22 protein-coding genes are annotated in these 21,008 nt (G+C 74.2%); 14 read left to right on the forward strand and 8 right to left on the reverse strand.

Annotated features, from left to right (window positions below; all coding sequences use genetic code 11):
• On the reverse strand, positions 1-1,952 hold a 1,952-nt coding region (locus O2V61_RS04335), incomplete at its 3' end, for a glycosyl hydrolase (protein ID WP_269182096.1).
• A gap of 327 nt (positions 1,953-2,279) precedes the next feature.
• Between O2V61_RS04335 and glgC the strand changes: the two genes are divergently transcribed.
• Positions 2,280-3,500, forward strand: a complete 1,221-nt coding sequence (gene glgC, locus O2V61_RS04340; RefSeq protein ID WP_269182097.1) for a glucose-1-phosphate adenylyltransferase — start codon at positions 2,280-2,282, stop codon at positions 3,498-3,500.
• Positions 3,501-3,506: 6 nt separating this feature from the next.
• Complete coding sequence (locus O2V61_RS04345; RefSeq protein WP_269182098.1) at positions 3,507-4,025, forward strand: 2'-5' RNA ligase family protein; 519 nt, start codon at positions 3,507-3,509, stop codon at positions 4,023-4,025.
• On the opposite strand, the gene O2V61_RS04350 is transcribed toward O2V61_RS04345, so the two are convergent.
• Positions 4,022-4,699, reverse strand: coding sequence for an O-methyltransferase (locus tag O2V61_RS04350; RefSeq protein ID WP_269182099.1), 678 nt, complete (start codon positions 4,697-4,699; stop codon positions 4,022-4,024). The two genes, O2V61_RS04345 and O2V61_RS04350, sit on opposite strands and share 4 nt — an antisense overlap.
• A gap of 218 nt (positions 4,700-4,917) precedes the next feature.
• Between O2V61_RS04350 and sigE the strand changes: the two genes are divergently transcribed.
• From sigE to O2V61_RS04370, 4 genes are all read left to right on the forward strand, one after another.
• Positions 4,918-5,523: an RNA polymerase sigma factor SigE gene (gene sigE, locus O2V61_RS04355; protein WP_269182100.1), complete on the forward strand. Its 606-nt coding sequence runs from the start codon at positions 4,918-4,920 to the stop codon at positions 5,521-5,523.
• Positions 5,520-6,098: an anti-sigma factor family protein gene (locus tag O2V61_RS04360; protein WP_269182101.1), complete on the forward strand. Its 579-nt coding sequence runs from the start codon at positions 5,520-5,522 to the stop codon at positions 6,096-6,098. Before sigE ends, O2V61_RS04360 begins: the two co-directional genes overlap by 4 nt.
• 245 nt (positions 6,099-6,343) lie before the next feature.
• Entirely contained in the window at positions 6,344-7,705 is a 1,362-nt protein-coding gene (locus tag O2V61_RS04365) for a S1C family serine protease (protein ID WP_269182102.1), read from the forward strand.
• 99 nt (positions 7,706-7,804) lie between these two features.
• A complete protein-coding gene (locus tag O2V61_RS04370) occupies positions 7,805-8,200 on the forward strand; it encodes a twin-arginine translocase TatA/TatE family subunit (protein ID WP_269171031.1) in 396 nt (131 codons plus the stop codon).
• Between the two features lie 69 nt (positions 8,201-8,269).
• Here O2V61_RS04370 and O2V61_RS04375 read toward each other — a convergent pair whose 3' ends face one another.
• A complete protein-coding gene (locus O2V61_RS04375; protein WP_269182103.1) occupies positions 8,270-9,430 on the reverse strand; it encodes an Mrp/NBP35 family ATP-binding protein in 1,161 nt (386 codons plus the stop codon).
• Positions 9,431-9,726: 296 nt separating this feature from the next.
• Between O2V61_RS04375 and O2V61_RS04380 the strand changes: the two genes are divergently transcribed.
• Genes O2V61_RS04380 through O2V61_RS04390 form a run of 3 tightly spaced genes read left to right on the forward strand, consistent with a single transcriptional unit; the run spans position 9,727 to position 12,313 of the window.
• Positions 9,727-11,256, forward strand: a complete 1,530-nt coding sequence (locus O2V61_RS04380) for an esterase (RefSeq protein WP_269182104.1) — start codon at positions 9,727-9,729, stop codon at positions 11,254-11,256.
• A 50-nt stretch (positions 11,257-11,306) separates the two neighbouring features.
• Positions 11,307-11,999, forward strand: coding sequence for an AzlC family ABC transporter permease (locus O2V61_RS04385; protein ID WP_269182105.1), 693 nt, complete (start codon positions 11,307-11,309; stop codon positions 11,997-11,999).
• Entirely contained in the window at positions 11,996-12,313 is a 318-nt protein-coding gene (locus O2V61_RS04390) for an AzlD domain-containing protein (RefSeq protein ID WP_269182106.1), read from the forward strand. The genes O2V61_RS04385 and O2V61_RS04390 overlap by 4 nt, the downstream gene beginning before the upstream one ends.
• Before the next feature lie 48 nt (positions 12,314-12,361).
• Here O2V61_RS04390 and O2V61_RS04395 read toward each other — a convergent pair whose 3' ends face one another.
• A complete protein-coding gene (locus O2V61_RS04395) occupies positions 12,362-13,939 on the reverse strand; it encodes an MDR family MFS transporter (RefSeq protein WP_269182107.1) in 1,578 nt (525 codons plus the stop codon).
• A gap of 41 nt (positions 13,940-13,980) precedes the next feature.
• Positions 13,981-14,583 carry an acyl-CoA-like ligand-binding transcription factor gene (locus O2V61_RS04400; protein ID WP_269182108.1) on the reverse strand — a complete coding sequence of 201 codons (603 nt, stop codon included), beginning with the start codon at positions 14,581-14,583 and terminating at the stop codon, positions 13,981-13,983.
• A gap of 115 nt (positions 14,584-14,698) precedes the next feature.
• On the opposite strand from O2V61_RS04400, the gene O2V61_RS04405 reads away from it, so the two are divergent.
• Positions 14,699-15,337 carry a DUF6518 family protein gene (locus O2V61_RS04405; protein ID WP_269182109.1) on the forward strand — a complete coding sequence of 213 codons (639 nt, stop codon included), beginning with the start codon at positions 14,699-14,701 and terminating at the stop codon, positions 15,335-15,337.
• A gap of 10 nt (positions 15,338-15,347) precedes the next feature.
• Positions 15,348-15,857, forward strand: coding sequence for an AAA family ATPase (locus O2V61_RS04410; RefSeq protein ID WP_269182110.1), 510 nt, complete (start codon positions 15,348-15,350; stop codon positions 15,855-15,857).
• Here the strand turns inward: O2V61_RS04410 and O2V61_RS04415 are convergent.
• Positions 15,850-16,395 carry a DUF1003 domain-containing protein gene (locus O2V61_RS04415; protein ID WP_269182111.1) on the reverse strand — a complete coding sequence of 182 codons (546 nt, stop codon included), beginning with the start codon at positions 16,393-16,395 and terminating at the stop codon, positions 15,850-15,852. The genes O2V61_RS04410 and O2V61_RS04415 overlap by 8 nt on opposite strands.
• Entirely contained in the window at positions 16,388-17,626 is a 1,239-nt protein-coding gene (locus O2V61_RS04420) for a magnesium transporter MgtE N-terminal domain-containing protein (RefSeq protein ID WP_269182112.1), read from the reverse strand. Before O2V61_RS04420 ends, O2V61_RS04415 begins: the two co-directional genes overlap by 8 nt.
• Positions 17,627-17,719: 93 nt before the next feature.
• Here O2V61_RS04420 and O2V61_RS04425 point away from each other — a divergent pair, with 93 nt between their 5' ends.
• The 3 genes from O2V61_RS04425 to O2V61_RS04435 are packed head-to-tail and all read left to right on the forward strand — an operon-like array spanning position 17,720 to position 20,576.
• On the forward strand, positions 17,720-18,601 hold the full coding sequence (locus O2V61_RS04425; protein ID WP_269182113.1) for a PhzF family phenazine biosynthesis protein: 882 nt from the start codon (positions 17,720-17,722) through the stop codon (positions 18,599-18,601).
• A 38-nt stretch (positions 18,602-18,639) separates the two neighbouring features.
• A complete protein-coding gene (locus O2V61_RS04430; RefSeq protein WP_269182114.1) occupies positions 18,640-19,569 on the forward strand; it encodes a DMT family transporter in 930 nt (309 codons plus the stop codon).
• A gap of 53 nt (positions 19,570-19,622) precedes the next feature.
• Complete coding sequence (locus O2V61_RS04435) at positions 19,623-20,576, forward strand: HpcH/HpaI aldolase/citrate lyase family protein (protein ID WP_269182115.1); 954 nt, start codon at positions 19,623-19,625, stop codon at positions 20,574-20,576.
• 12 nt (positions 20,577-20,588) lie between these two features.
• Here O2V61_RS04435 and O2V61_RS04440 read toward each other — a convergent pair whose 3' ends face one another.
• Positions 20,589-21,005 carry a DUF4190 domain-containing protein gene (locus O2V61_RS04440; RefSeq protein WP_269182116.1) on the reverse strand — a complete coding sequence of 139 codons (417 nt, stop codon included), beginning with the start codon at positions 21,003-21,005 and terminating at the stop codon, positions 20,589-20,591.
• Positions 21,006-21,008 lie beyond the last annotated feature (3 nt).

Consider the following 21,008-nt stretch of genomic DNA (forward strand, 5'->3'; position numbering starts at 1 on the left):
GGGACGCCGTCGAGCAGGACCTGCCAGTGGGTGGTGGTGGCCGGGGCGGTGGGGAAGGTGAGCTTGAGGGCGCCGTCCCGGGACTCCACTGCGGCTGCGGACGGGGTCGCCGGTGGGGTGGCGGGGGTGGCGGTGCCGGTGGCGGGGAGGGAGAGGTTGGGCTGGCCGTTCCAGTCCCCGGCGGTGGCGCGCAGTGCCCAGGGGGTGCTGGTGGTGAGGTCGGTGAACTCGGCGCTGGTGGTGGTCAGCGGGAGGGTGCGGGTGGTGGTGCCGACGGTGAGGTGCCAGCCGGTGGCGCCGGTGGGTGCGGTGGTGGGCAGTTTGACGGTGAGGGTGCTGCCGGTAACGGTCGTGTAGGGCGTCCAGGGGGTGCCCATCGGCACCGCGGTGCCGGTGGTGGGGGCCGAGGAGAGGGAGTCCGTCGCTGAGGCGTCCACCGCGGCCAGGCCGACGCGGTGGGGTGTGCCGTTGGTGAGTCCGGTGATCCAGTAGGTGGTGCTGCTGACCGGGACCAGGGGCCGGGGGACGCCGTCGAGCAGGACCTGCCAGTGGGTGGTGGTGGCCGAGGCGGTGGGGAAGGTGAGCTTGACGGCGCCGTCCCGGGACTCCACCGCGGGCGCGGGCGGCGTCACCGGGGTCTGCAGCACGGCAGCGGTCGCGGTCGACCACGCCACGGTCGACCCTGCGGCGTTGGTGCCCGTCTCGGCGAACCGCAGGTGGTGGCCGCGGTCTCCGGGCCCCAGCGGGTAGGTGGTCGCACTCACGGACGTCTCGGCGCACGAGGTGGTCGCGACGGCGTCGCTGCACCGGAACCAGCGGCGGGCGGTGCTCAGTTCCCCGGAGCCGCTCGCCGAACGCCACGTCCCTGCCGTGCCGGTGAGGGTCTGGCCCACCTGTGCCGTGCCGGTGAGGGTGGACGTGGTCAGGACCAGCGGTGGCGCGACCACGGGCGCGTCGAGCTGGCCGGCGCCCCCGAACCAGGGGGAGGCGAGCTCCGCTGCCAACTGGGCTGCGGCCGGTGGGTCGTTGTCGATGCGGTAGTCGTGCTTGGTGTCGTGGTTGAACCACGTCAGGCCGACCAGTCGGGGGATCGTCAGGAGCCCGCTGATCAGGTCGTGGATCATCGCCGGCCGGTCGGCACCGGGCAGCACCGAGGTCTCGGCCACGTAGATCGGCTTGTCGGCGGCGAACTGGTCGAGCTCGCGGATCGTGGAGGGCACCGTCGTGGCGTAGGTCGTCCCGGGAACGCTGTAGTACACGCTCAGACCCACCCAGTCCACGTACTCGTCCCCCGGGTAGAGGGGAGCCAGGGGCACGTTCGGCCGGGAGGTGACGGTGATGGGCGACCACGTCCAGACCACGTTGGTCGCGCCCGCAGCTGTGACGACGTCGTGCACGCGCCGGTAGGCGGCGACGTGGTCGGCGGGCTGGTTGCCGTTGACACCCTGACCCCACGGGTACCAGCTGCCGTTCATCTCGTGGGCGAAGCGCACGGCGACGGGGGACCCCACCGCGGCGAGCGCCCGGCCCTGCGCGGTCAGGTAGGCGTCGAACTCGCCGGCCGCGATCGCCTGCAGCGAGTACGGGTTCGTCGTCGGGCTCGTGTGGGTCCACGGCTCCCACGTCATCATCGGCAGCCGGTCCTCAGCGGCCAGCCGCTGCAACGCAGCGGTGTCCACCTGACCGCCGAAGTCGAGGAAGAACATGGCGCTGCTGGGGGACACGCCGGTCGCGTCGGTGAACGCATCGAGGGCCGCGGGGTCACGGGGGACCCCGGGAGCCGACGCGCCGACGTAGATCCGCTGCGGGCACAGCGTGGGATCGGGTGTGCACGCCGCGTCGGCGGCCGGGGCCAGGAACGCGAAGACGGCGCTGAGCGCCAGCACGGCGGTGACGAGGACGCCGGTGCGGTGCCGGAGCCGGTGGTCGGACCAGGTGGCTGTCGTGTCCATGGGGTCACCTCTGTGCGAGCTGGCCGCCGCACGCGGCAGGTACCGGGCGGCGGTGGTGCGTGGACCTCGGCGACCGTTCGAACTGCGGCAGTCGACGTGCGGGGCCCCCGGTCAGTCGGCGTCCTCGGCGCTGATCGGGTCAGGGCAGATCCTCCCCCGACGGCCACCACGCTGTCACGCGCCGTCGATCAGTTGTGCACAGAAAGTGATACAGCAGTCGTTCCGAGCGCGTCCGGGCACTTCCCGCACCGGGCGGCGACTGCATCGGAGGAGTGAGACGGCGGGCCTGCGGACGCGTAGCCGGCCCTGAGCCGTTACGGTCCGTCCATGCGTGGTGGTCCTCGGGTGCTCGGCATCGTCCTTGCTGGTGGTGAGGGGAAGCGGCTCGCCCCGCTGACCCAGGACCGGGCCAAGCCCGCCGTCCCGTTCGGGGGCAACTACCGGCTCATCGACTTCGTGCTCTCCAGCCTGGTCAACGCCGACATCCGGCGGATCGCGGTGCTCACCCAGTACAAGAGCCACTCGCTGGACCGGCACATCACCACGGTGTGGCGGATGTCGACGCTGCTGGGCAGCTACATCACCCCGGTGCCGGCGCAGCAGCGCCTGGGCCCGCGCTGGTACACCGGCAGCGCCGACGCGATCTACCAGAGCCTCAACCTGATCTACGACGACCGGCCCGAGATCGTCGTCGTCTTCGGTGCCGACCACGTGTACCGGATGGACCCGTCGCAGATGATCGACCAGCACCTCGCCACCGGCGCCGGTGTGACCGTCGCGGGCCTGCGGGTGCCGCGCCAGGAGGCGACCGCCTTCGGGGTCATCGACGCCGACGAGAACGGCAAGGTCCGCCAGTTCCTGGAGAAGCCGGCCGACCCGCCGGGGATGCCGGGCAGCCCGGACGAGACCTTCGCCTCGATGGGCAACTACGTCTTCACCACCGACGCGCTGCTGGAGGCCCTGCGGGTCGACGCCGCCGACGAGAACTCGGTGCACGACATGGGCGGGTCGATCATGCCGATGATGGCCGACGCCGGCGACGCCTACGTCTACGACTTCAGCAGCAACGCCGTGCCGGGGGAGACCGAGCGCGACCACGGCTACTGGCGCGACGTGGGGACGCTGGACGCCTACTACGACTCGCACATGGACCTGGTCTCGGTCAGCCCGATCTTCAACCTCTACAACGACCGCTGGCCGATCTACACGCTGCCGCCGATGCTCCCGCCGGCCAAGTTCGTGCTGGGCGGCCGGGCCGAGGAGTCGATGGTCAGCGCCGGGGTGATCATCGACGGCGGTTCCGTGCACGGCTCGGTCGTCGCGCCGAACGTCCGGCTGGAACGCGGTTCGCGGGTCGAGGCCAGCGTGCTGATGGACGGCGTCCACATCGGTGAGGGCGCCGTCGTGCGCCGCGCCATCCTGGACAAGAACGTCGTCGTCCCGCCCGGTGCGCAGGTCGGTGTCGACCCCGAGCGGGACCGGGAGCGGTACCACGTGACCGCGACCGGCATCACCGTCCTGGGCAAGGGCTCCCGCGCGATCCTGTAGCCGGCCGTGTCGGCACCGCTGATCGTGACGCTGCTGCTGGACGACGCTGCGCAGCAGCGGTTCGACCGGCTGCGGGCGGCGCACTTCCCGCCGGAGCGCAACCACCTGCAGGCACACGTGACGCTGTTCCACGCGCTGCCCGGCGAGCACCGGGCGGCCGTCGGCCGCGAGCTGGCGGCGAGCGCCGCGCGGCCGCCGTTCGAGGTCGCGGTGACCGGGGTGCGCTTCCTCGGCCGCGGCGTGGCCCTCGACCTGGCGTCCCCGGAGCTGCTCGCCCTGCGCGCCGACCTGGCCGACGCCTTCGACCCGTGGCTGACCCGGCAGGACCGCCAGTGGTCCCGCCCGCACGTGACCGTGCAGAACAAGGTCGCCCCGGACACCGCGCGAGCACTGCACACCGAGCTGGCCGCGGCCTTCGTCCCGGAGACGGTGACCGCCCGCGGCCTGGGGCTGTGGCGGTACCTGGGCGGGCCGTGGGCCGCGGAGGCGGAGGCCCCGTTCGGCGGGGGTGCTGTTCCGGGCTAGGAGCGCTTGGTGGCGACCAGCAGGCCGGTGCCGATCGGCAGCACCGCGGAGGTCAGCGTCTCGTCCTCGCGCAGGGTCCGGGCGATCTCGCGCCAGGCGACGGTCTGCGCGTCCCGGGCTGCGGGGTCGGCGATCCTGTCCTCGGCGAGCAGACCGTGGCAGATCAGCGACCCGCTGTGCCGGATCAGCCCCAGCAGACCGGTCAGGTTGCTGGCGTACTCCAACGGCGGGCCGGCGCAGCTGACCAGGTCGTAGGCCCCGGGGGACAGTCGCGGCAGCACCTCGCCGGGAGTGCCGAAGATCAGCCGGGTGCGTCCGCTGGGGACGCCGGCCTCGGTGAAGGCCTGCCGGGCCGCGCGGAGCTCGGTCGGGTCGGCGTCCAGGGCGGTGAGGACGCCGTCGGGGCGCATCCCCTGGAGCAGCCAGAGCCCGGCCACCCCTCCGCCGCTGCCGATGGACACCACCGAGCGGGCGTCGCAGGCCGCGGCGAGCACGGAGAGCGTCGCGCCCACGGCGGGCTCGACCGGGACTTGGGTCCCGAACGCATCGGCCGAGGTCAGAGCACGCTGGCGGGCGGCGGCCTGGGCGGTGGTCTCGGCGGCGAAGCCGTCGGCATAGCCCGCCGCGTCGGTCGGGGTACCGCCGGTGGGGGGCGGTCCGGCAACGCTGGTCACCGGGCGAGGGTAGTGGCGCGGGCGGGGTGCCCGCCCGGCCGGGTGGGCCGGCCGACGCGGCCGGCCGGCTGCCTGGCAACCGGCTGTGTGTTCGCGCTGCGCGGGAACACCGGGCGCGCCCGGCCGTTGCACTGGACGTGCGTCTCTCGCGTACCACCAGTCAGCGCCCCACCCCCGCTGGGGAGGTGTCGAGCGCGGCCGTCTGCGATCCTGAGGCCGTGACCGAGCCCTCCGCGACCGGGTCGGCGGCCCCTGCCGACCGCGAGCCCGCGGCTGCCGCCGCCGAGGGCTGGGTGGCCCCCACCTGGGAGCAGGTCGTCCGTGACCACTCCGCGCGGGTCTACCGGCTGGCCTACCGGCTCTCGGGCAACCAGCAGGACGCCGAGGACCTCACCCAGGAGACCTTCGTCCGGGTGTTCCGCTCGCTCGCCGACTTCTCGCCGGGCACCTTCGAGGGCTGGCTGCACCGGATCACGACCAACCTGTTCCTGGACATGGTGCGTCGCCGGCAGCGCATCCGCTTCGACGCCCTCCCCGAGGACACCGAGCGGCTGCCCGGCTCGGCGCCGTCCCCGGAGCAGGTCTACGCGGACACCCACCTCGACCCGCAGATCCAGGCCGCACTCGACGCGCTGTCCCCGGAGTTCCGGGTCGCCGTCGTGCTGTGCGACATCGAGGGCCTCACCTACGAGGAGATCTCGGCGACCCTCGGCATCAAGCTGGGCACCGTCCGCAGCCGCATCCACCGCGGTCGCGTGCAGCTGCGCGAGGCGCTGGCCCACCTCGCCCCGGGTCGGCCCGTCCCAGCCGTGGAGGTGTCGTGAGCATCCCGGAGAGCCACCTCGCCCAGGAGGCGATCGCCGCCCTCGTCGACGGAGAGCTCTCCGGCGGCGCCGCCAACCGGGCGGCCCGGCACCTGACCGGGTGCGCGCAGTGCCGGATGGCGGTCGCCGCGCAGCGCGAGGCCAAGGACGCGCTGCAGCACGGCGTCGACGTCGCGGTCCCCGGTGACCTCCTCTCCCGGCTGCAGGCCATCCCGTTCACGGCCGCCGGCCCCGGCGGCGGGCTGGGCTCGCTGAGCGCCGGCGCGGACGGGCTCACCGCCACCGGCGCCGGTGGCTCGTGGGCGATCCCGCTCGCGCCCACCGAGGCGGCACCCCGTTCCGACGGCGGCGCCCGGTGGCTGCGTCGGGGGATGACCGGGGCGCTGGCCGGGCTCGGCCTGGGCGTCGCGGTGCTCGCCGTCAACCTGCCCACCGCCGATCTCCCGGGCCGCGAGCCCGTGGCCGGCCCCGTCCGGTACACGGCACCGACCGAGCGCACCGACATCGTCCCGCCGGTGGTGCGGGCGTTCACCGTCGGCTCCCGCACCGCCGCGGCGGATGGTGGGACGCCCTGAGCACGACGCCCGGCACCGAGCCGTCCGACGCCGGCCCACGGCTCCCTGGCGCCGACCACGCCCCCGGCCGGCCCGAGCACGAGTCCGCGGCCTACGCCCGACCCGCAGGGACGACCGGCGCCTTCGCGCCGACCGACTCCCGGCTGCAGTCCAGCACCCCGCCCGCCGCGGCTCCTCAGCCCGAGCAGCAGGCCGCGTTCGGCCGGCCGGCCGCGGTCGAGGGCTCGTTCGGTGCCGACCGCCCGGTGCCTGCACCCCGGCCGTCGGCTCCGCCGCCCCCGGAGGCGGTGCTGCGGGCGTTCGCGCCGCGGGGCGGCGCCACCGGTCTGGGCGAGCCCCCGGGTGGCCGCCCCGCGCGGCGGCGCACCGCCGCCGCCCCGTTCTGGAAGCCCGACGCCGCGGCGGACCCGTGGCGGGACCCGCACGCACCCGCTGCGCTCGGTGCGCCGGCGCAGTACCCCGAGGAGCCGCAGCAGTCCGCCCCGGTGGTGCTGGACCCGCAGGGCCGCCGCAAGGTCCGGGTGCGCGACCTGTCGGTCCGGCTGACCGTGCTGGCGCTGCTGAGCCTGCTGCTGGTCGGCATGGTCGGTGGCACGACCGCCTGGTACCTGGGCCGGACGGCCGACGAGGCCCCGCTGCTCGCCGAGGGCACCCAGCTCTCCGAGGTGTCCCCGGGCACCAGCCGGGAGCCCGGTTCGATCGCCGACATCGCCGACCGGATCATGCCCGCCGTGGTCTCCATCGAGGTCCGGCTGGCCAGCGCAGGTGCCACCGGGTCCGGCGTCGTGGTGGACGCCGAGGGCGGCTACCTCGTCACCAACAACCACGTGATCTCCGGTGCCGCCGACGTCGAGGGCGCGGAGATCCGTGCGGTCTTCAGCGACGGCAGCGGTTCGACCGCCCGCATCGTCGGCCGCGACCCGGCCAGCGACCTCGCCGTCCTCAAGGTGGACAAGCCCGGTCTGGTCGCGGCGTCCCTCGGCAGCGTCAGCGACCTGGTCGTCGGCGACCCGGTGGTGGCCATCGGTTCCCCGCTGGGCCTGGCCGGCACGGTCACCAGCGGCATCGTCAGCGCGCTGGACCGCCCGGTGCGGCTGTCCGGCGAGGGCAGCGACACCAACGCCGTGATCAGCGCGGTGCAGACCGACGCGCCGATCAACCCGGGCAACTCCGGAGGTGCGCTCGTCGACGCCACCGGCGCGGTCATCGGGATCAACACCGCGATCGCGTCGGTCGGGGGCAACGGCACCACCGGCGGCTCGATCGGCCTCGGCTTCGCCATCCCGATCGACACCGTGCGCGACATCTCCGAGGAGCTGATCAGCACCGGGACGGCGGTGCACGCCTCGCTGGGCGTGAACGCCCGCTCGGTGACCGACGGCACCCGCGACGGGGCGCTGGTGCTCAACGTCGAGCCGGACAGCGGTGCCGCCGAGGCCGGGGTGCAGGAGCAGGACGTGGTGATCGCGGTCGACGGCGAGCCGGTGCGCAGCTCGGAGGAGCTGGCCGTCGAGGTCGACGCCCACGAGCCGGGCGAGACGGTCACGCTGGAGCTGGTGCGGGGTGGCAGCTCCCGCGAGGTCGACGTCACCCTCGGCGTGGCCTGACGCCCCGACACGTGGTGTTGGGCTGCGGGTCTCCTGGCGGCAAGCCGGTCCACCTACGCTGGACACGACCGCGGTGCGCGGTGGGCGCGAGGAGGAGCGGTGTTCGACTCGATCGGCTGGGGCGAGATCGTCGTCCTGGCGCTGGCGGCGCTGTTCATCTTCGGCCCCGACCGGCTCCCCACGCTGGCCAAGGACGCGGCCAGCGGGTTGAAGAAGGCGCGTGAGGCGGTCACCGGGGTGCGCGGGCAGCTGCACGAGACCCTGGGCGACGACTTCGACCACCTGCGCGACATCGACCTGCGGCAGTACCACCCGAAGACCTTCATCCGGTCCCAGCTGATGGGCGACGACGACGCCCCGGCCCGCACCGGGAGCACCGCTGCCGGGGCGACGGCCGCCGGGGCGACCGCCGCGGGGGCCCGTGCCACGGCAGGGCAGATGACCGGCAGCCGGGACGCGAGCACCCCGCCGCCGTTCGACGTGGACGCCACCTGAGCACGATCCCCGAGACGACAGAGGCCGGTCACCCCCGCGGGGTGACCGGCCTCTGTCGTGCCGAGGTGACTAGCGCGTGACCGGGGTCAGCCCCAGCGACATGCCGGACAGCCCGCGCTGACGGACGGCGAGGGCGTCGGCGATCGCGGACAGCGACTGCGCGGCGGGGGCGTCGGGCTGGGCGAGCACGATCGGCGCACCGGCGTCGCCGGCCTCGCGCAGCCGGGTGTCCAGCGGGATCTGGCCCAGCAGCGGCACCCGCGCACCGAGGGTCTTGGTGAGCGCGTCGGAGACGGCCTGGCCACCGCCGGAGCCGAAGACCTCCATCCGGGAGCCGTCGGGCAGCTCCAGCCAGGACATGTTCTCCACGACCCCGACGACCTGCTGGTGGGTCTGGGTGGCGATCGCACCGGCCCGCTCGGCCACCTCGGCGGCGGCGAGCTGCGGCGTCGTCACGACCAGGATCTCGGCGTTCGGCACCAGCTGGGCCACCGAGATCGCGACGTCACCGGTGCCGGGCGGGAGGTCCATCAGCAGCACGTCCAGGTCGCCCCACCACACGTCGGCGAGGAACTGCTGCAGCGCGCGGTGCAGCATCGGGCCACGCCAGACCACGGGGGTGTTGCCCGGGGTGAACATGCCGATCGAGATGACCTTCACGCCGTAGGACTGCGGCGGCATGATCATGTTGTCGACCTGGGTCGGCTTGTCGTCCACGCCGAGCATCCGGGGCACCGAGTGGCCGTAGATGTCGGCGTCCACGACACCCACCGACAGGCCCTTCTTGGCCAGCGCGGCGGCGAGGTTGACGGTGACGCTGGACTTGCCGACGCCGCCCTTGCCCGAGGCGACCGCGTAGACCCGGGTCAGCGAGCCGGGCTGGGCGAAGGGGATCACCGGCTCGGCGGTGTCGCTGCCGCGGACCGTCTTGCGCAGCTCCGTGCGCTGCTCGTCGCTCATGACGTCCAGGCCGACCGACACGGAGGTGACGCCGGGGACGGCGGAGACGGCCTGGGTGACGCGGTTGGTGATGGTCTCGCGCATCGGGCAGCCGGCGACGGTCAGGTAGACCTCGATGCGCACCGCGCCCGGGTCGCCGCCGACGCCGATCTGCACGTCCTTGACCATGCCCAGCTCGGGCAGCGGACGGTTGATCTCGGGGTCCTGGACGGTCGCCAGCGCCGCGTTCACGGCGTCCAGCTCCGGGGATCCGGTCAGCGTGTCGGACATGCGCGTTGTGTCTCCTTCGACGGGGAGCCTGCGGATTCCGGGCCCCTGCGGGGGGCCCGCGCGCGGGCAAGCCCCACTGTACGGCGGCTGATCGACCCGCCCCGGGCCAGCGGGTGTGAACCGGCCGACCTCGGACCTGCCGGGGGACGACGGCCGGTGGCGGCTGATGGCCGTCCGGCGCGCCCGGCACGACCCGCCGGTGCCCGAGGGTCACCGGATGACACCGCTGCGGTGCCTGGTCATGATGAGGCGCCCAGTGGCGCAGCTCACAGTCGAGCAGTTCGGGAGACGTCCTCATGACCCAGTTCCAGCACCGCTCCACCCGGCTCTGCGCGGTCACCGCCGCCGCGACCCTGCTGGTCGGCGGGTGGGCCGGCACCGCCGGTGCCACGGACCACCCACGCGGACCCGAGGGTCCGGTCGCCCCGGGGTTCCAGGAGGTCCAGCAGTCGCCGTCGCTGCCGGCGGTGCCCGCCCGGGACATCGAGTGGACGGTCGCCGACCCGGCCTTCGACTACGACCCCGCGACCGGGCAGCCGGGCGAGGCGTTCACCCCGCTGCTGGACGCGGCGGGCCAGCCGCGGACCCGCGTCCTGACCGGCGTGGAGAAGGGCGCCGGCTACCGGATCGAGGTGCCCACCGAGGGCTGGAACGGGGACGTCGTGTTCTGGGAGCACGGCTACCGCGGCACCGGGACGGTGCTCTGGGTGGACAGCCCCTCCTTCGAGCTGCGCCAGGCCTACATCGACGCGGGCTACGCCTGGGCGGCGTCGTCCTACTCCGCCAACCGGTACGACATCCGGGCCGGGGTCACCTCGACGGAACGGCTGGCCCAGCTCTTCGACCGGCTCGTCGCCCCGGCCGACGACCGCTGGCTGCAGGGGGTGTCCATGGGCGGCCACATCATCGGCGCCCTGGTGGAGCGGCAGCGGGTGGACTGGGCCGGTGCCGCGCCGATGTGCGGGGTGATGGGGGACCTGGCCCAGTTCGACATCCGACTGGACTACAACCTGGTGGCGCAGACGCTGGCCGAGGTCGACGCGTACCCGGTGACCTCGACCGAGGACTACCAGGCCGCGATCGCCGAGATCAAGACGACCCTGGGGCTGCCGACTTCGCCCACCGGGCCCAACCCCGAGCTGACCGAGCGGGGGGAGACCTTCCGGGACGTCGTGATCGACCTGACCGGCGGCCCCCGGCCGGCTGACGAGGCCGCCTTCACCTACTGGGAGGGGTTGACCTTCAACCTGGGCCGGTTCGCCGACGACCCGACCGGGACGCTGGGTGGGCTCACCGCCGGCTCGGTGGCCGAGAACGCCGACCGGCTGTACCCGACCACCTTCACCTTCCCGGACGGCTCGACGCTGAACTCCCGGATCGAGCGGGTCGAGGCGGCGCCGGGCACCCGCAAGGAGACCGGGAAGGCGCCGATCATCCAGCTGGACGCCGGCTTCTCCGTCCCGGTCCTGTCGGTGCACACCATCGGTGACATGTTCGTGCCGTTCGAGCACCAGCGGATCTACGCCGCCGAGGCCGCGCTCCAGGGCACCGGCGGGCTGCTGGTGCAGCGGACGGTCCGGTCGGTCGGGCACTGCGAGTTCAGCCCGGAGGAGGCGGCGCAGACCTTCACCGACCTGGTGACCTGGGTCGAGTCCCTCGAGGGTGGCGGCCCGGTGGTGCGGCCGGCAGGTGAGGACGTGCTGAACCGGAACGCGGTGGCCGAGGCGGACCTGGGGTGCGCGTTCACGGTGCCGCAGACCGGTGGCACCCGGGACCTCTTCCCGGGCTGCCCGGTGGCCGAGGAGCCGGTGGGCGCCGGCTCCTGACCCCCGTGCCTGCGGCGCTGGCCGACCCGGGGTCCGCCTAGGGTCGGCCCGTGCCGTCCTCCGCCCGCACCGCCACGCTCCGGGACGCCGTCGGGCTGGGCGTGGCGGTGGGGCTGTACGGGGTCGCCTTCGGTGCGGCGGCGGCCGGGGCCGGGCTGGACACCTGGCAGGCGGTGGCGACGTCGGCGCTGATGTTCACCGGCGCCTCCCAGTTCGCGATGATCGGCGTGCTCGGTGCCGGTGGGGGAGCGTTCTCCGCCGTGGGCAGCGCCCTGCTGCTCGGCACCCGCAACACCGTCTACGGCGTCCGGCTGGCCCCGATGCTGGCGCCGCGGGGCTGGCTGCGCCGGGCCGGGGCGGCGCACTGGGTGATCGACGAGACGACGGCGATGGCGGTCGCCGCACCGGACCGGGAGCTGGGCCGGCTGGCGTTCTGGGTCACCGGCGCGACCATCTACCTGGGCTGGAACGTCACGACGCTGGTCGGGTCGCTGGGGGCCGCGGCGCTGGGGGAGACGGCGCAGGCCGCGCTGGACGCCGTCGTGCCGGCGGCCTTCCTGGCGTTGCTGTGGCCGCGGTTGCAGGGCTCGGCGCGGGAGCCGGGCGTGCAGCGGCGGGTGGCCCTCGGTGGCGCGGTGATCGCGCTGGCGCTCACCCCGTTCGTGCCGGCCGGGGTGCAGGTGGTGCTGGCCGTGGTCGCGGTGGCGCTGGCCGGTCGGCCGCGGCGGACGGCGACCGCATGAGCAGCGGGGCGCTGTGGGCGGTGGTGCTGGCCGGCTCGCTGGGCTGCTACCTGCTGAAGCTGGCCGGGCTCTCGGTGCCCGCGGCCTGGGTCGAGCGGCCGTGGGTGACCCGGGTGGTGGAGTTCGTCCCGGCGGCGCTGCTGGCCGCGCTGGTCGCCGTCCAGGCCGCGACGTCGGGGCCCGACCTGGTCGTCGACGGCCGGCTGGTCGGGCTGGCGGTGGCGGCGGTGGCGCTCGCGCTGCGGGCCCCGTTCATCGTCGTCCTGGTGCTGGCCGGTGCGGCCGGCGCGCTGGTGCACGTCCTCACCGGCTGATCTCGCGGGCTGCCGTGCCCGTGATCGGCGGCACGGCAGCCCGAGCGGTCAGTGCGCCAGCGGCAGCTGGGCCTGCTCCTCGGCCAGCCGCTCCGCGCCGCTGGTGGTCTTCAGCGGCTTCTCCTTGATGAAGAGCACCACCAGCAGGGCGAGGGCGGCCAGCGGGGTGGCGATCAGGAACAGCTCGGCGGTGGCGTTGCCGTAGGCGTCCTGCACCACCCGGGCGACCTCCGGCGGCAGGGTCGAGACGTCGGGGACGGTCGTCTCGCCGCCCTCGGTTCCGCCGCCCAGCACGGCCAGGTCCCCGGCCACCCGGCTGGCGAGCACCGCGCCGAGCACGCTGACCCCGATCGTGCCGCCGAGGCTGCGGAAGAACGACAGCACCGAGGTGGCCGAGCCGAGCTCCCGGGCGGGCACGTCGTTCTGCGCGGCCAGGACCAGGTTCTGCATCAGCAGCCCGACGCCGACGCCGAGCACGACCATGAACGCGCCGAGCAGCCAGATCGAGGTCTGCGCGTCGATGGTGGCCAGCAGGCCGAAGCCGAGGGTCATCAGCACGCCGCCGGCGACCAGGAACCGCTTCCAGGTGCCGGTCTTGGTGATCAGCGCGCCGGCGACGGTGGAGGAGACCAGCAGGCCACCGATCATCGGCAGCGAGAGCAGCCCGGCCTCGGTGGGGGAGTAGCCCAGCGAGATCTGGAAGTACTGGGACAGGAAGACGGTGCCGCCGAACAGGGCGATCCCGACCAGCGCGCTGGCCAGCGTGGTGAGGGCGACGGTGCGGTTGCGGAAGATGCCGAGCGGGATGACCGGCTCGGCCACCCGCGACTCGACGAACAGCGCCAGCGCCAGGAGCACGGCGGCGCCGCCGACCATCAGCGCGGTCGTGCCGGAGAACCAGTCGAAGTCGTTGCCGGCCAGGGTCACCCAGATCAGCAGGGTGCTCACCCCCGCGGTGATCAGCAGGGCGCCCAGCCAGTCGATCTTCACGTCGCGGCGGCGCACCTGCTCCAGCTTCAGCGTCTTCTGCAGCAGCACGATCGCCAGCAGGGCGAACGGCACGCCCATGAAGAAGCACCAGCGCCAGCCGAGCCACGCGGTGTCCACGATGACGCCGCCGATCAGCGGCCCGGCGACGGTGGCGACGGCGAACACGGCGCCGAAGATGCCGGCGTACCGGCCCAGCTCACGCGGCGGGATCATCGCCGCCATCACGATCTGCACCAGCGCGGTGAGGCCGCCGGCGCCGATGCCCTGGACCACCCGGGCCACGATCAGCATCGTGGTGTCCTGGGAGAACCCGGCCAGCAGCGACCCGGCGACGAAGAGGGTCAGCGAGAGCTGCACCAGCAGCTTCTGGCTCACCAGGTCGGCGAGCTTGCCCCACAGCGGCACGGAGGCCGTCATGGCGAGCAGCTCGGCGGTGACCACCCAGGTGTAGATCGACTGGCTGCCCTCGAGGTCGGCGATGATCACCGGCAGGGCGTTGGAGACGACGGTCGCGGCCAGGATGGACACGAAGATGCCCACCATCAGGCCGGACAGCGCCTGGAGGACCTCCCGTCGGCTCATCCTGGCCTCGGTGCTGGCCGCGCCGGTTCCGCCGGTCTCCGTGGTCGTGGACATGGTGCTCCTGTCAGTGCTGTGCATCGGTGGGGATGAGGAGGTCAGCGGCCGGGCTCGGGCAGGCCGGCGGCCAGTGCGTCCAGCGCCTCGTCGAGCAGGGCGGTGAGCGGGACGGCGCCGTGCTGCGCGTGCCAGCGGGAGAAGGTCGTCCGGACGGCGGCGGACAGCGCTCCGGCGAGCAGGCAGGGGTACAGGTCGGTGCCGGCGTCCTGACCGGTCCGTTCGGCGATCGCCACGGCGACCTCCCGCTCGTCGGCTGCGCCGATCTCCACCAGTCGGGGGAGCAGTGCAGGGATGCCGGCGACCACGGTGATCCAGTCGCGCAGCGCCGCGGGATCGCTCTCCAGGACGGTGAGGTCCTCGTGCAGGGCCGCACGCGCGGCGGCGAGCACGCCGGTGCCGGCCGGCTGGGCGCGCAGCCGGGCGGAGAGCCGTGGCCGGTCGGGCCCAGCCGGGAAGAGCAACGCCTCCTCCTTGGCGGAGAAGTGGTTGAAGAACGTCCGGTAGGAGACGTCGGCCGCTGCTGCGATGGCCTCGACGGTGACGTTCTCCCAGCCGAGTTCGATCGCCAGCCGGAGGGTCGCCGCGGCCAGCGCGGCCCGGGTGTCGGCCTTCTTCCGCTCACGCAGCCCTCGCTCGGTCACCGGCACAGCATGGCCGATCACTGCACACTGTGCAAGATTGCTCGGTGTGCAGTCGATCACCGCAGTGCGGCGCGGCTGGCCCCGGGAGACCGCCGGCGACGGCACGATCGGACCCGTGACGGCGACCACCGAGGCAACCGCCCGCAGGAAGGCACCCCTGCTGCTGGCCACGGCGGCCGGCGCGGTCGCGGGCGTCGCGGCGAAGGCCGGTGACGAGTCGGGCTGGCGGTGGGCGGCCGACCTCGGCACCTACCCCGCGGCCTGGGTGCTCGTCGTCGCGCTGATCGGCTGGCGGGCGCCCACGGTGCCCGCCGCCGCGGCCCGCGCCGGGGTCTTCTTCGCCGCGATGACCGTCGCCTACTACGCGTGGGCCGCGCTGGTGCTGGACTTCGGCTGGTCCGCCCGGCTGCTGGTCGCCTGGCTGCTGCTCTCGGCCACGGCGGTGCCGGCCACCGGCGCCGCCGTCCACTGGGCCACCCACCGGTCGGGCCGGCTGCCCGGGGCGCTGCTGGGTGTCCCCGCCGGTCTCGTGCTCGGCAGCGGCGCGGCCCGCCAGCTGTGGCTGCAGTGGGTCCAGCCCGGCCTGGAGCTGCCAGACCGGCCGGTGCAGGTGGTCGCCGAGCTGGTCACCGCCGTGGTGCTGGTGGCGGTGCTGCCCCGCGACTCGCGCACCCGGCTGTGGGCCGGCGCCCTCGCCGTCCCGGCGGTCTGGCTGGCGCCGCGGGCGCTGGACCTGCTGCAGCGGTTCGTGTGAGGGGCCTGGCGTGCTCGTCGTGATCGGTGGTCTGCCCGGGGTGGGCAAGACGACGGTGGCCCGCGTCGTCGCGGCCGCGCTGCCGGCCGCACACCTGCGGATCGACGCCTTCGAGACGGCGCTGGTCCGGCAGCAGCTGGTCGCCGGACCGGACGACGTCGGCGCGCACGGCTACGCCCTGGCGCTGGCCGCCGCCGACACCTGCCTGACCGCCGGCACCGACGTGCTGGTCGACGCGGTCTTCGACGTCGCCGCCGCCCGCCGGCCGTTCCGGGACCTGGCGACCCGGCACGGGGTCCCGGTGCACTGGGTGCGGCTGATCTGCACCGACCGGGCCGAGCACCGGCGCCGGGTCGAGGAGCGCTCCGCCGACCTCGCCGGCCACGTCGTCCCGACCTGGGAGCAGGTGCGGGCCCGGCGGGTCGACCAGTGGCACGACCGGCACACCGTCGTCGACACCGCCGGAGGCGACCCGGTCGCCGCCACGCTCGCCGCGGTCCGCGACCGACCCGTCAGCTGACGGGGTCGCCGGCCGCCTCGCGGCGCTTCTTGCTCTTCTTCTTGCGCTCGGCGGCCTCGTCGTCCGGCCCCTCGGGCACCAGCCGGTTGAGCTCGCCGCGGATGAAGTCGCGGGTGGCCAGCTCGCCGACCGACACCCGCAGCGACGCCAGCTCCCGGGCCAGGTACTCGGTGTCGGCGCGGGTCTGCGCGGCGCGGTTGCGGTCCTCCTCGGCCTGGATCCGGTCGCGGTCGGCCTGCCGGTTCTGCGCGAGCAGGATCAACGGTGCGGCGTAGGCGGCCTGGGTGGAGAAGGCCAGGTTCAGCAAGATGAACGGGTAGGGGTCCCACCGCAGGTCGACCGCGACCACGTTCAGCGCGATCCAGACGATCACCAGGATCGTCTGCACCGCCAGGAACCGGCCGGTGCCCAGGAACCGGGCGATCCCCTCGGCGAACCGGCCGACCGCGTCGGGGTCCAGCCGCAGGAAGCTGCCGATGCCCCGGGCGGTGCGGGGCTGGTCCAGTCGCAGGTCGGCGCGCCGCTCGGCCTCAGCCACGCCGGGACCTCTCGCGCCAGTCCTCGGGCAGCAGGTGGTCCAGGACGTCGTCGACGCTGACCGCACCCACCAGCCGGCCCTGCGGGTCGACCACCGGCGCGGCCACCAGGTTGTAGGTCGCGAAGTAGCGGGTGACCTCGGTCAGTGGCGTCTCCGGGCGCAGCGGCTCCAGGTCGTCCAGCACCCCGCTGACCAGGCCGGACGGCGGCTCGCGCAGCAGCCGCTGGATGTGCGCCAGCCCCAGGTACCGCCCGGTCGGGGTGGCCGAGGGCGGCCGGCAGACGTAGACCTGGCTGGCCAGCGCCGGGGAGAGCTCGGGGGTGCGGACCCGGGCCAGCGCCTCGGCGATGGTCGCGTCGGGGGCGAGGATCACCGGCTCGCTGGTCATCATCCCGCCGGCGGTGTCCTCGGAGTACTTCAGCAGCTGGCGCACCGGCTCGGCCTCGTCCGGCTCCATCAGCTCGAGCAGCCGGTCCCGGTCCAGGGTGGAGAGCTCGGCCAGCAGGTCGGCGGCGTCGTCGGGGTCCATCTCCTCCAGGACGTCGGCGGCCCGCCGTTCCTTCAGGGTGCCCAGGATGGTGATCTGGTCGGCCTCGGGCAGCTCGCCGAGCACGTCGGCCAGCCGGGGGTCGTCCATCGCCTCGGCGACCTCGTGTCGCCGCTTGATCGGCAGTTCCTGCAGGGCATGCGCCGCGTCGGCGGCGTTGAGCTCGCGGTAGGTGGCGATCAGCGTCTCGGCGCTCTGCCCGGTCTCGGGCAGGGCGAGCCCGCTGACCTCGTCCCACGCCAGCTGGTGCAGCTGCCCGCGGCGGCCCAGCCGGCCCGGCTCCTGGACGGCGAGGCGGGAGACGACCCAGTCACCGGTCCGGGTCTGCTCGATGGCGGCGTCGACGACGGCGGCCGGCCGGTCGGACTCCTGGATGACCACCCGCCGGTCCAGCAGCTCGCCCAGCACCAGGGTCTCCCCGGCCCGCTGCTCGAAGCGCTTGAGGTTGACCGTGCCCGAGGACAGCCGCACCGAGGCGGAGTCCACGCCGGTGACCCGGCCCATCGGGCAGAAGATCCGGCGCCGCGGCACCACCTCGACGATGAGGCCCAGCACGCGCGGTGCGGCGGTGCCGACCCGCAGCGCGATCAGCACGTCGCGGACCTTGCCCACCCGGTCGCCGTTGGGGTCGAAGACGGTCAGCCCGGCCACCCGGGACACGTACGCCCTCGTCACCGTCGTCACTGGCCCTCCTCGATGCTGCGTCGGTCCCGGGACCAGTGGCCGGCGGTGACCTCGGGATCTCGGCCACCGGAGCGGAAGGCTACCGTCGCCGTCGTGGCGGCTCCGGGACCCGATCGACTCAGCTACGAGGTCGTGGACGTGTTCGCGCCCCGGCCCTACGCCGGCAACCCGCTGGCGGTGGTGTTCGACGCCGACGGGCTGACCACCGAGCAGTGCCAGGCGCTGGCCTTCGAGTTCCACCTCTCGGAGACGTCGTTCCTCTGCGCGCCCACCACCTCCGACGCCGACTACCGGGTGCGGATCTTCACTCCGTTCGCCGAGCTGCCCTTCGCCGGGCACCCGAGCGTCGGGGCCGCGCACACGCTGGTCCGCACCGGTCGGCTGCCCGCCGGTCAGGTGCGCCAGGAGTGCGGCGTCGGCGTCCTCGACCTGACCGTGGACGACGCGGGGGCGTCCCTCGACGGTGGCCGGCCGACCCTCGAACCGGGGCCGGAGCCCGCCGTCCTGGCGGCCGCGCTGGGGCTGTCCGCCGCGGACCTGGCCGACTCCCCGGTGCACGTGGCCGGCTGTGGCCTGCCCTTCGCCTACCTGGCCGTGCACCCGGGGGCGGTGGACCGGGCGCGCCCGGACCAGGGCGCGCTGGACCTGCTCGGCGTGGGGGAGGGCGTCTCGGTGCTCAGCTGGGACGCCGGCACGGCCACCGCGTACGCCCGGGTGTTCGCCGGCGACCTGCGCTGGGGCGAGGACCCGGCCACCGGTTCGGCGGCGCTGGGCGCGGGGGTCTGGCTGGCGGCGACCGGCCTGGTGCCCGCGGACGGGACGACGGGGTACACGATCCGGCAGGGCGAGCAGCTCGGCCGGCCGTCGGTGCTGTCCTGCACGGTCACCGCGGCCGGCGGCCGGGCCACCGCGGCCACCGTCGCGGGCACCGTGTTGCCGATCGCCAGCGGCACCATCCGGGTCCCGGCGCGGTGACCGATCCCGCCGCCCCGCCCCGGTCACCGGCGCGAGCGGTGACCGATCCCGCCGCCCCGTCGGTGTCGCCCTGGGCGGTGCACCGGCCGGGTGGCCGGGACGTCGCGCTGATGGCGGTGGCCGTCATCGGGGTGTCGTTCTCCGGCCCGCTCACCGCCATGGTCGCGACCTCGTTCCTGGCGATCGCCTTCTGGCGCAACGCCGCCGGTGCCGTCCTGCTGCTGCCGGTGCTGCTGCTGCGCGAGCGCGCGACGCTGACCGGCCTGCGACCCCGGCAGCTGGTCAGCTCCGTCGTCGCCGGGCTCTTCCTCGCTGCCCACTTCGCCGCCTGGCTGCCCAGCCTGTCGATGACGACGGTCGCCGCGTCCACCGCACTCGTCACGACGACGCCGATCTGGACGGCGCTCGCCGCCCGCGTCTCCGGCGTCCACCTGCCCCGGCAGGTGTGGTGGGGGCTGGCGCTGGCGGTGTTCGGCGCCGCGCTGATCGCCGGGGTCGACGTCACCGTGTCCTGGACGGCGCTGGCCGGTGACGGGCTCGCGCTGCTGGGGGCGATCTGCGCCGGTGGCTACATGCTCGCCGGGGCCCGGGCGCGGGAGCGGCTGACCACCTCGGCCTACGCCGTCGTCTGCTACTCGACGTGTGCGGTGGTCCTCGCCCTCGCCGCACTGGTCGTCGGGGTGCCGCTGGCCGGCTTCAGCGCGCGGGACTGGTGGCTGATCGCCGCGATCACCGTCTGCGCGCAGCTGTTCGGGCACACGCTGCTGAACCTGGTGCTCTCCTCGGTGGGCCCGACGGTGGTGGGGCTGGCGGTGCTGCTGGAGGTGCCGGGCGCGCTCCTGGTCGCGCTGGTGCTGCTGCAGCAGGTCCCGCCGCTGCTGGCGCTGCCCGGGATGATCGCCGTGGTGATCGGGGTGGCGCTGGTGATCCGCGGCGGGCGCCCGACCCCGGAGGCCGACCCGGTCTGATCCGGGACGTCGCTACTCTCCGGTAACCAACGTCGACCAGTAGCGGAGGCACCGTGGCCGAGCTCCGATCCCGTCGTTCCAACCTCGCCGTCCCGGGCAGCAACCCCCGGTTCCTGGAGAAGGCCAAGAGCCTCCCGGCCGACCAGGTCTTCCTCGACCTCGAGGACGCCTGCGCCCCGCTGGCCAAGCCCGGGGCGCGGAAGAACATCGTCGCCGCGCTGAACGAGGGCGGCTGGGGGAGCACGATCCGCACCGTCCGGGTCAACGACTGGACGACGGAGTGGACCTACCGCGACGTCGTCGAGGTCGTGGAGGGTGCCGGCGCCGAGCTCGACTGCCTCATGCTGCCGAAGGTCGCCGATGCCGCCCAGGTGAAGGCGCTGGACCTGCTGCTCACCCAGATCGAGAAGAGCAACGGCCTCGAGGTCGGCCGGATCGGCATCGAGGCGCAGATCGAGACCGCGCAGGGCCTGATCAACGTCAACGACATCGCCTTCGCCAGCGACCGGATCGAGACGATCATCTTCGGCCCGGCCGACTTCATGGCCAGCATCGGCATGCGCTCGCTGGTGGTCGGTGCCCTGCACCCGGACTACCCGGGCGACCCGTTCCACCACATCCTCATGACGATCCTGATGGCCGCCCGGGCCCGCGGGGTGCAGGCCATCGACGGGCCGTTCCTGCAGGTGCGCGACGTGCCCGCGTTCGAGGAGGTGGCCAAGCGCTCGGCGATGCTCGGCTTCGACGGCAAGTGGGTGCTGCACCCGGGGCAGATCGACGCGGCCAACGAGATCTACGCGCCGTCGCAGGAGGACTACGACCACGCCGAGCTGATCCTCGACGCCTACGAGTGGGCCACCTCGGAGGCCGGCGGCAAGAAGGGCTCGGCGATGCTCGGCGACGAGATGATCGACGAGGCCAGCCGGAAGATGGCGCTGGTGATCGCCGGCAAGGGGCGCGCGGCCGGGATGTCCCGCACCTCGACCTTCACCCCGCCGGAGAGCTGACCAGCAGCGCCGTCAGGGGGCGAAGGCGCCGTCGCTGATCGAGGCGAGCAGGCCGATCCAGACGACCAGCCCGGTCGCCATCAACGTGGTGCCGAGGCCGCCGACGATCACGGCGGCCAGCGCCAGGCCGTCGCCCTGCTCGCCGCTCCGCCGGATCTGGCCGCGGGCCAGCAGGCCGAGCACCAGGCCGACCGGCGCGAAGAGGAACGTGGCGACCAGGGCGACGATCGCCAGCTGGTTGGTCCGCCGCTGCCAGCCCGGCCAGTACCCGGGCGGTCCGTAGGCCGGCGGTCCGTAACCCGGCGGTCCGTAACCCGGTGGTCCGTAGGCGGGTGGTCCATAGGCCGGGGGTCCGTGGCCAGGTGGCGCGTAGGGCGGCGGCGGCCCGTGGGCGGGCGGGTCCCCGCGGTAGAAGTCGTCCTGGCTCACCGC

Origin of the sequence: Modestobacter sp. VKM Ac-2985, assembly GCF_026967925.1 — a bacterium.
Taxonomy (GTDB): domain Bacteria; phylum Actinomycetota; class Actinomycetes; order Mycobacteriales; family Geodermatophilaceae; genus Modestobacter.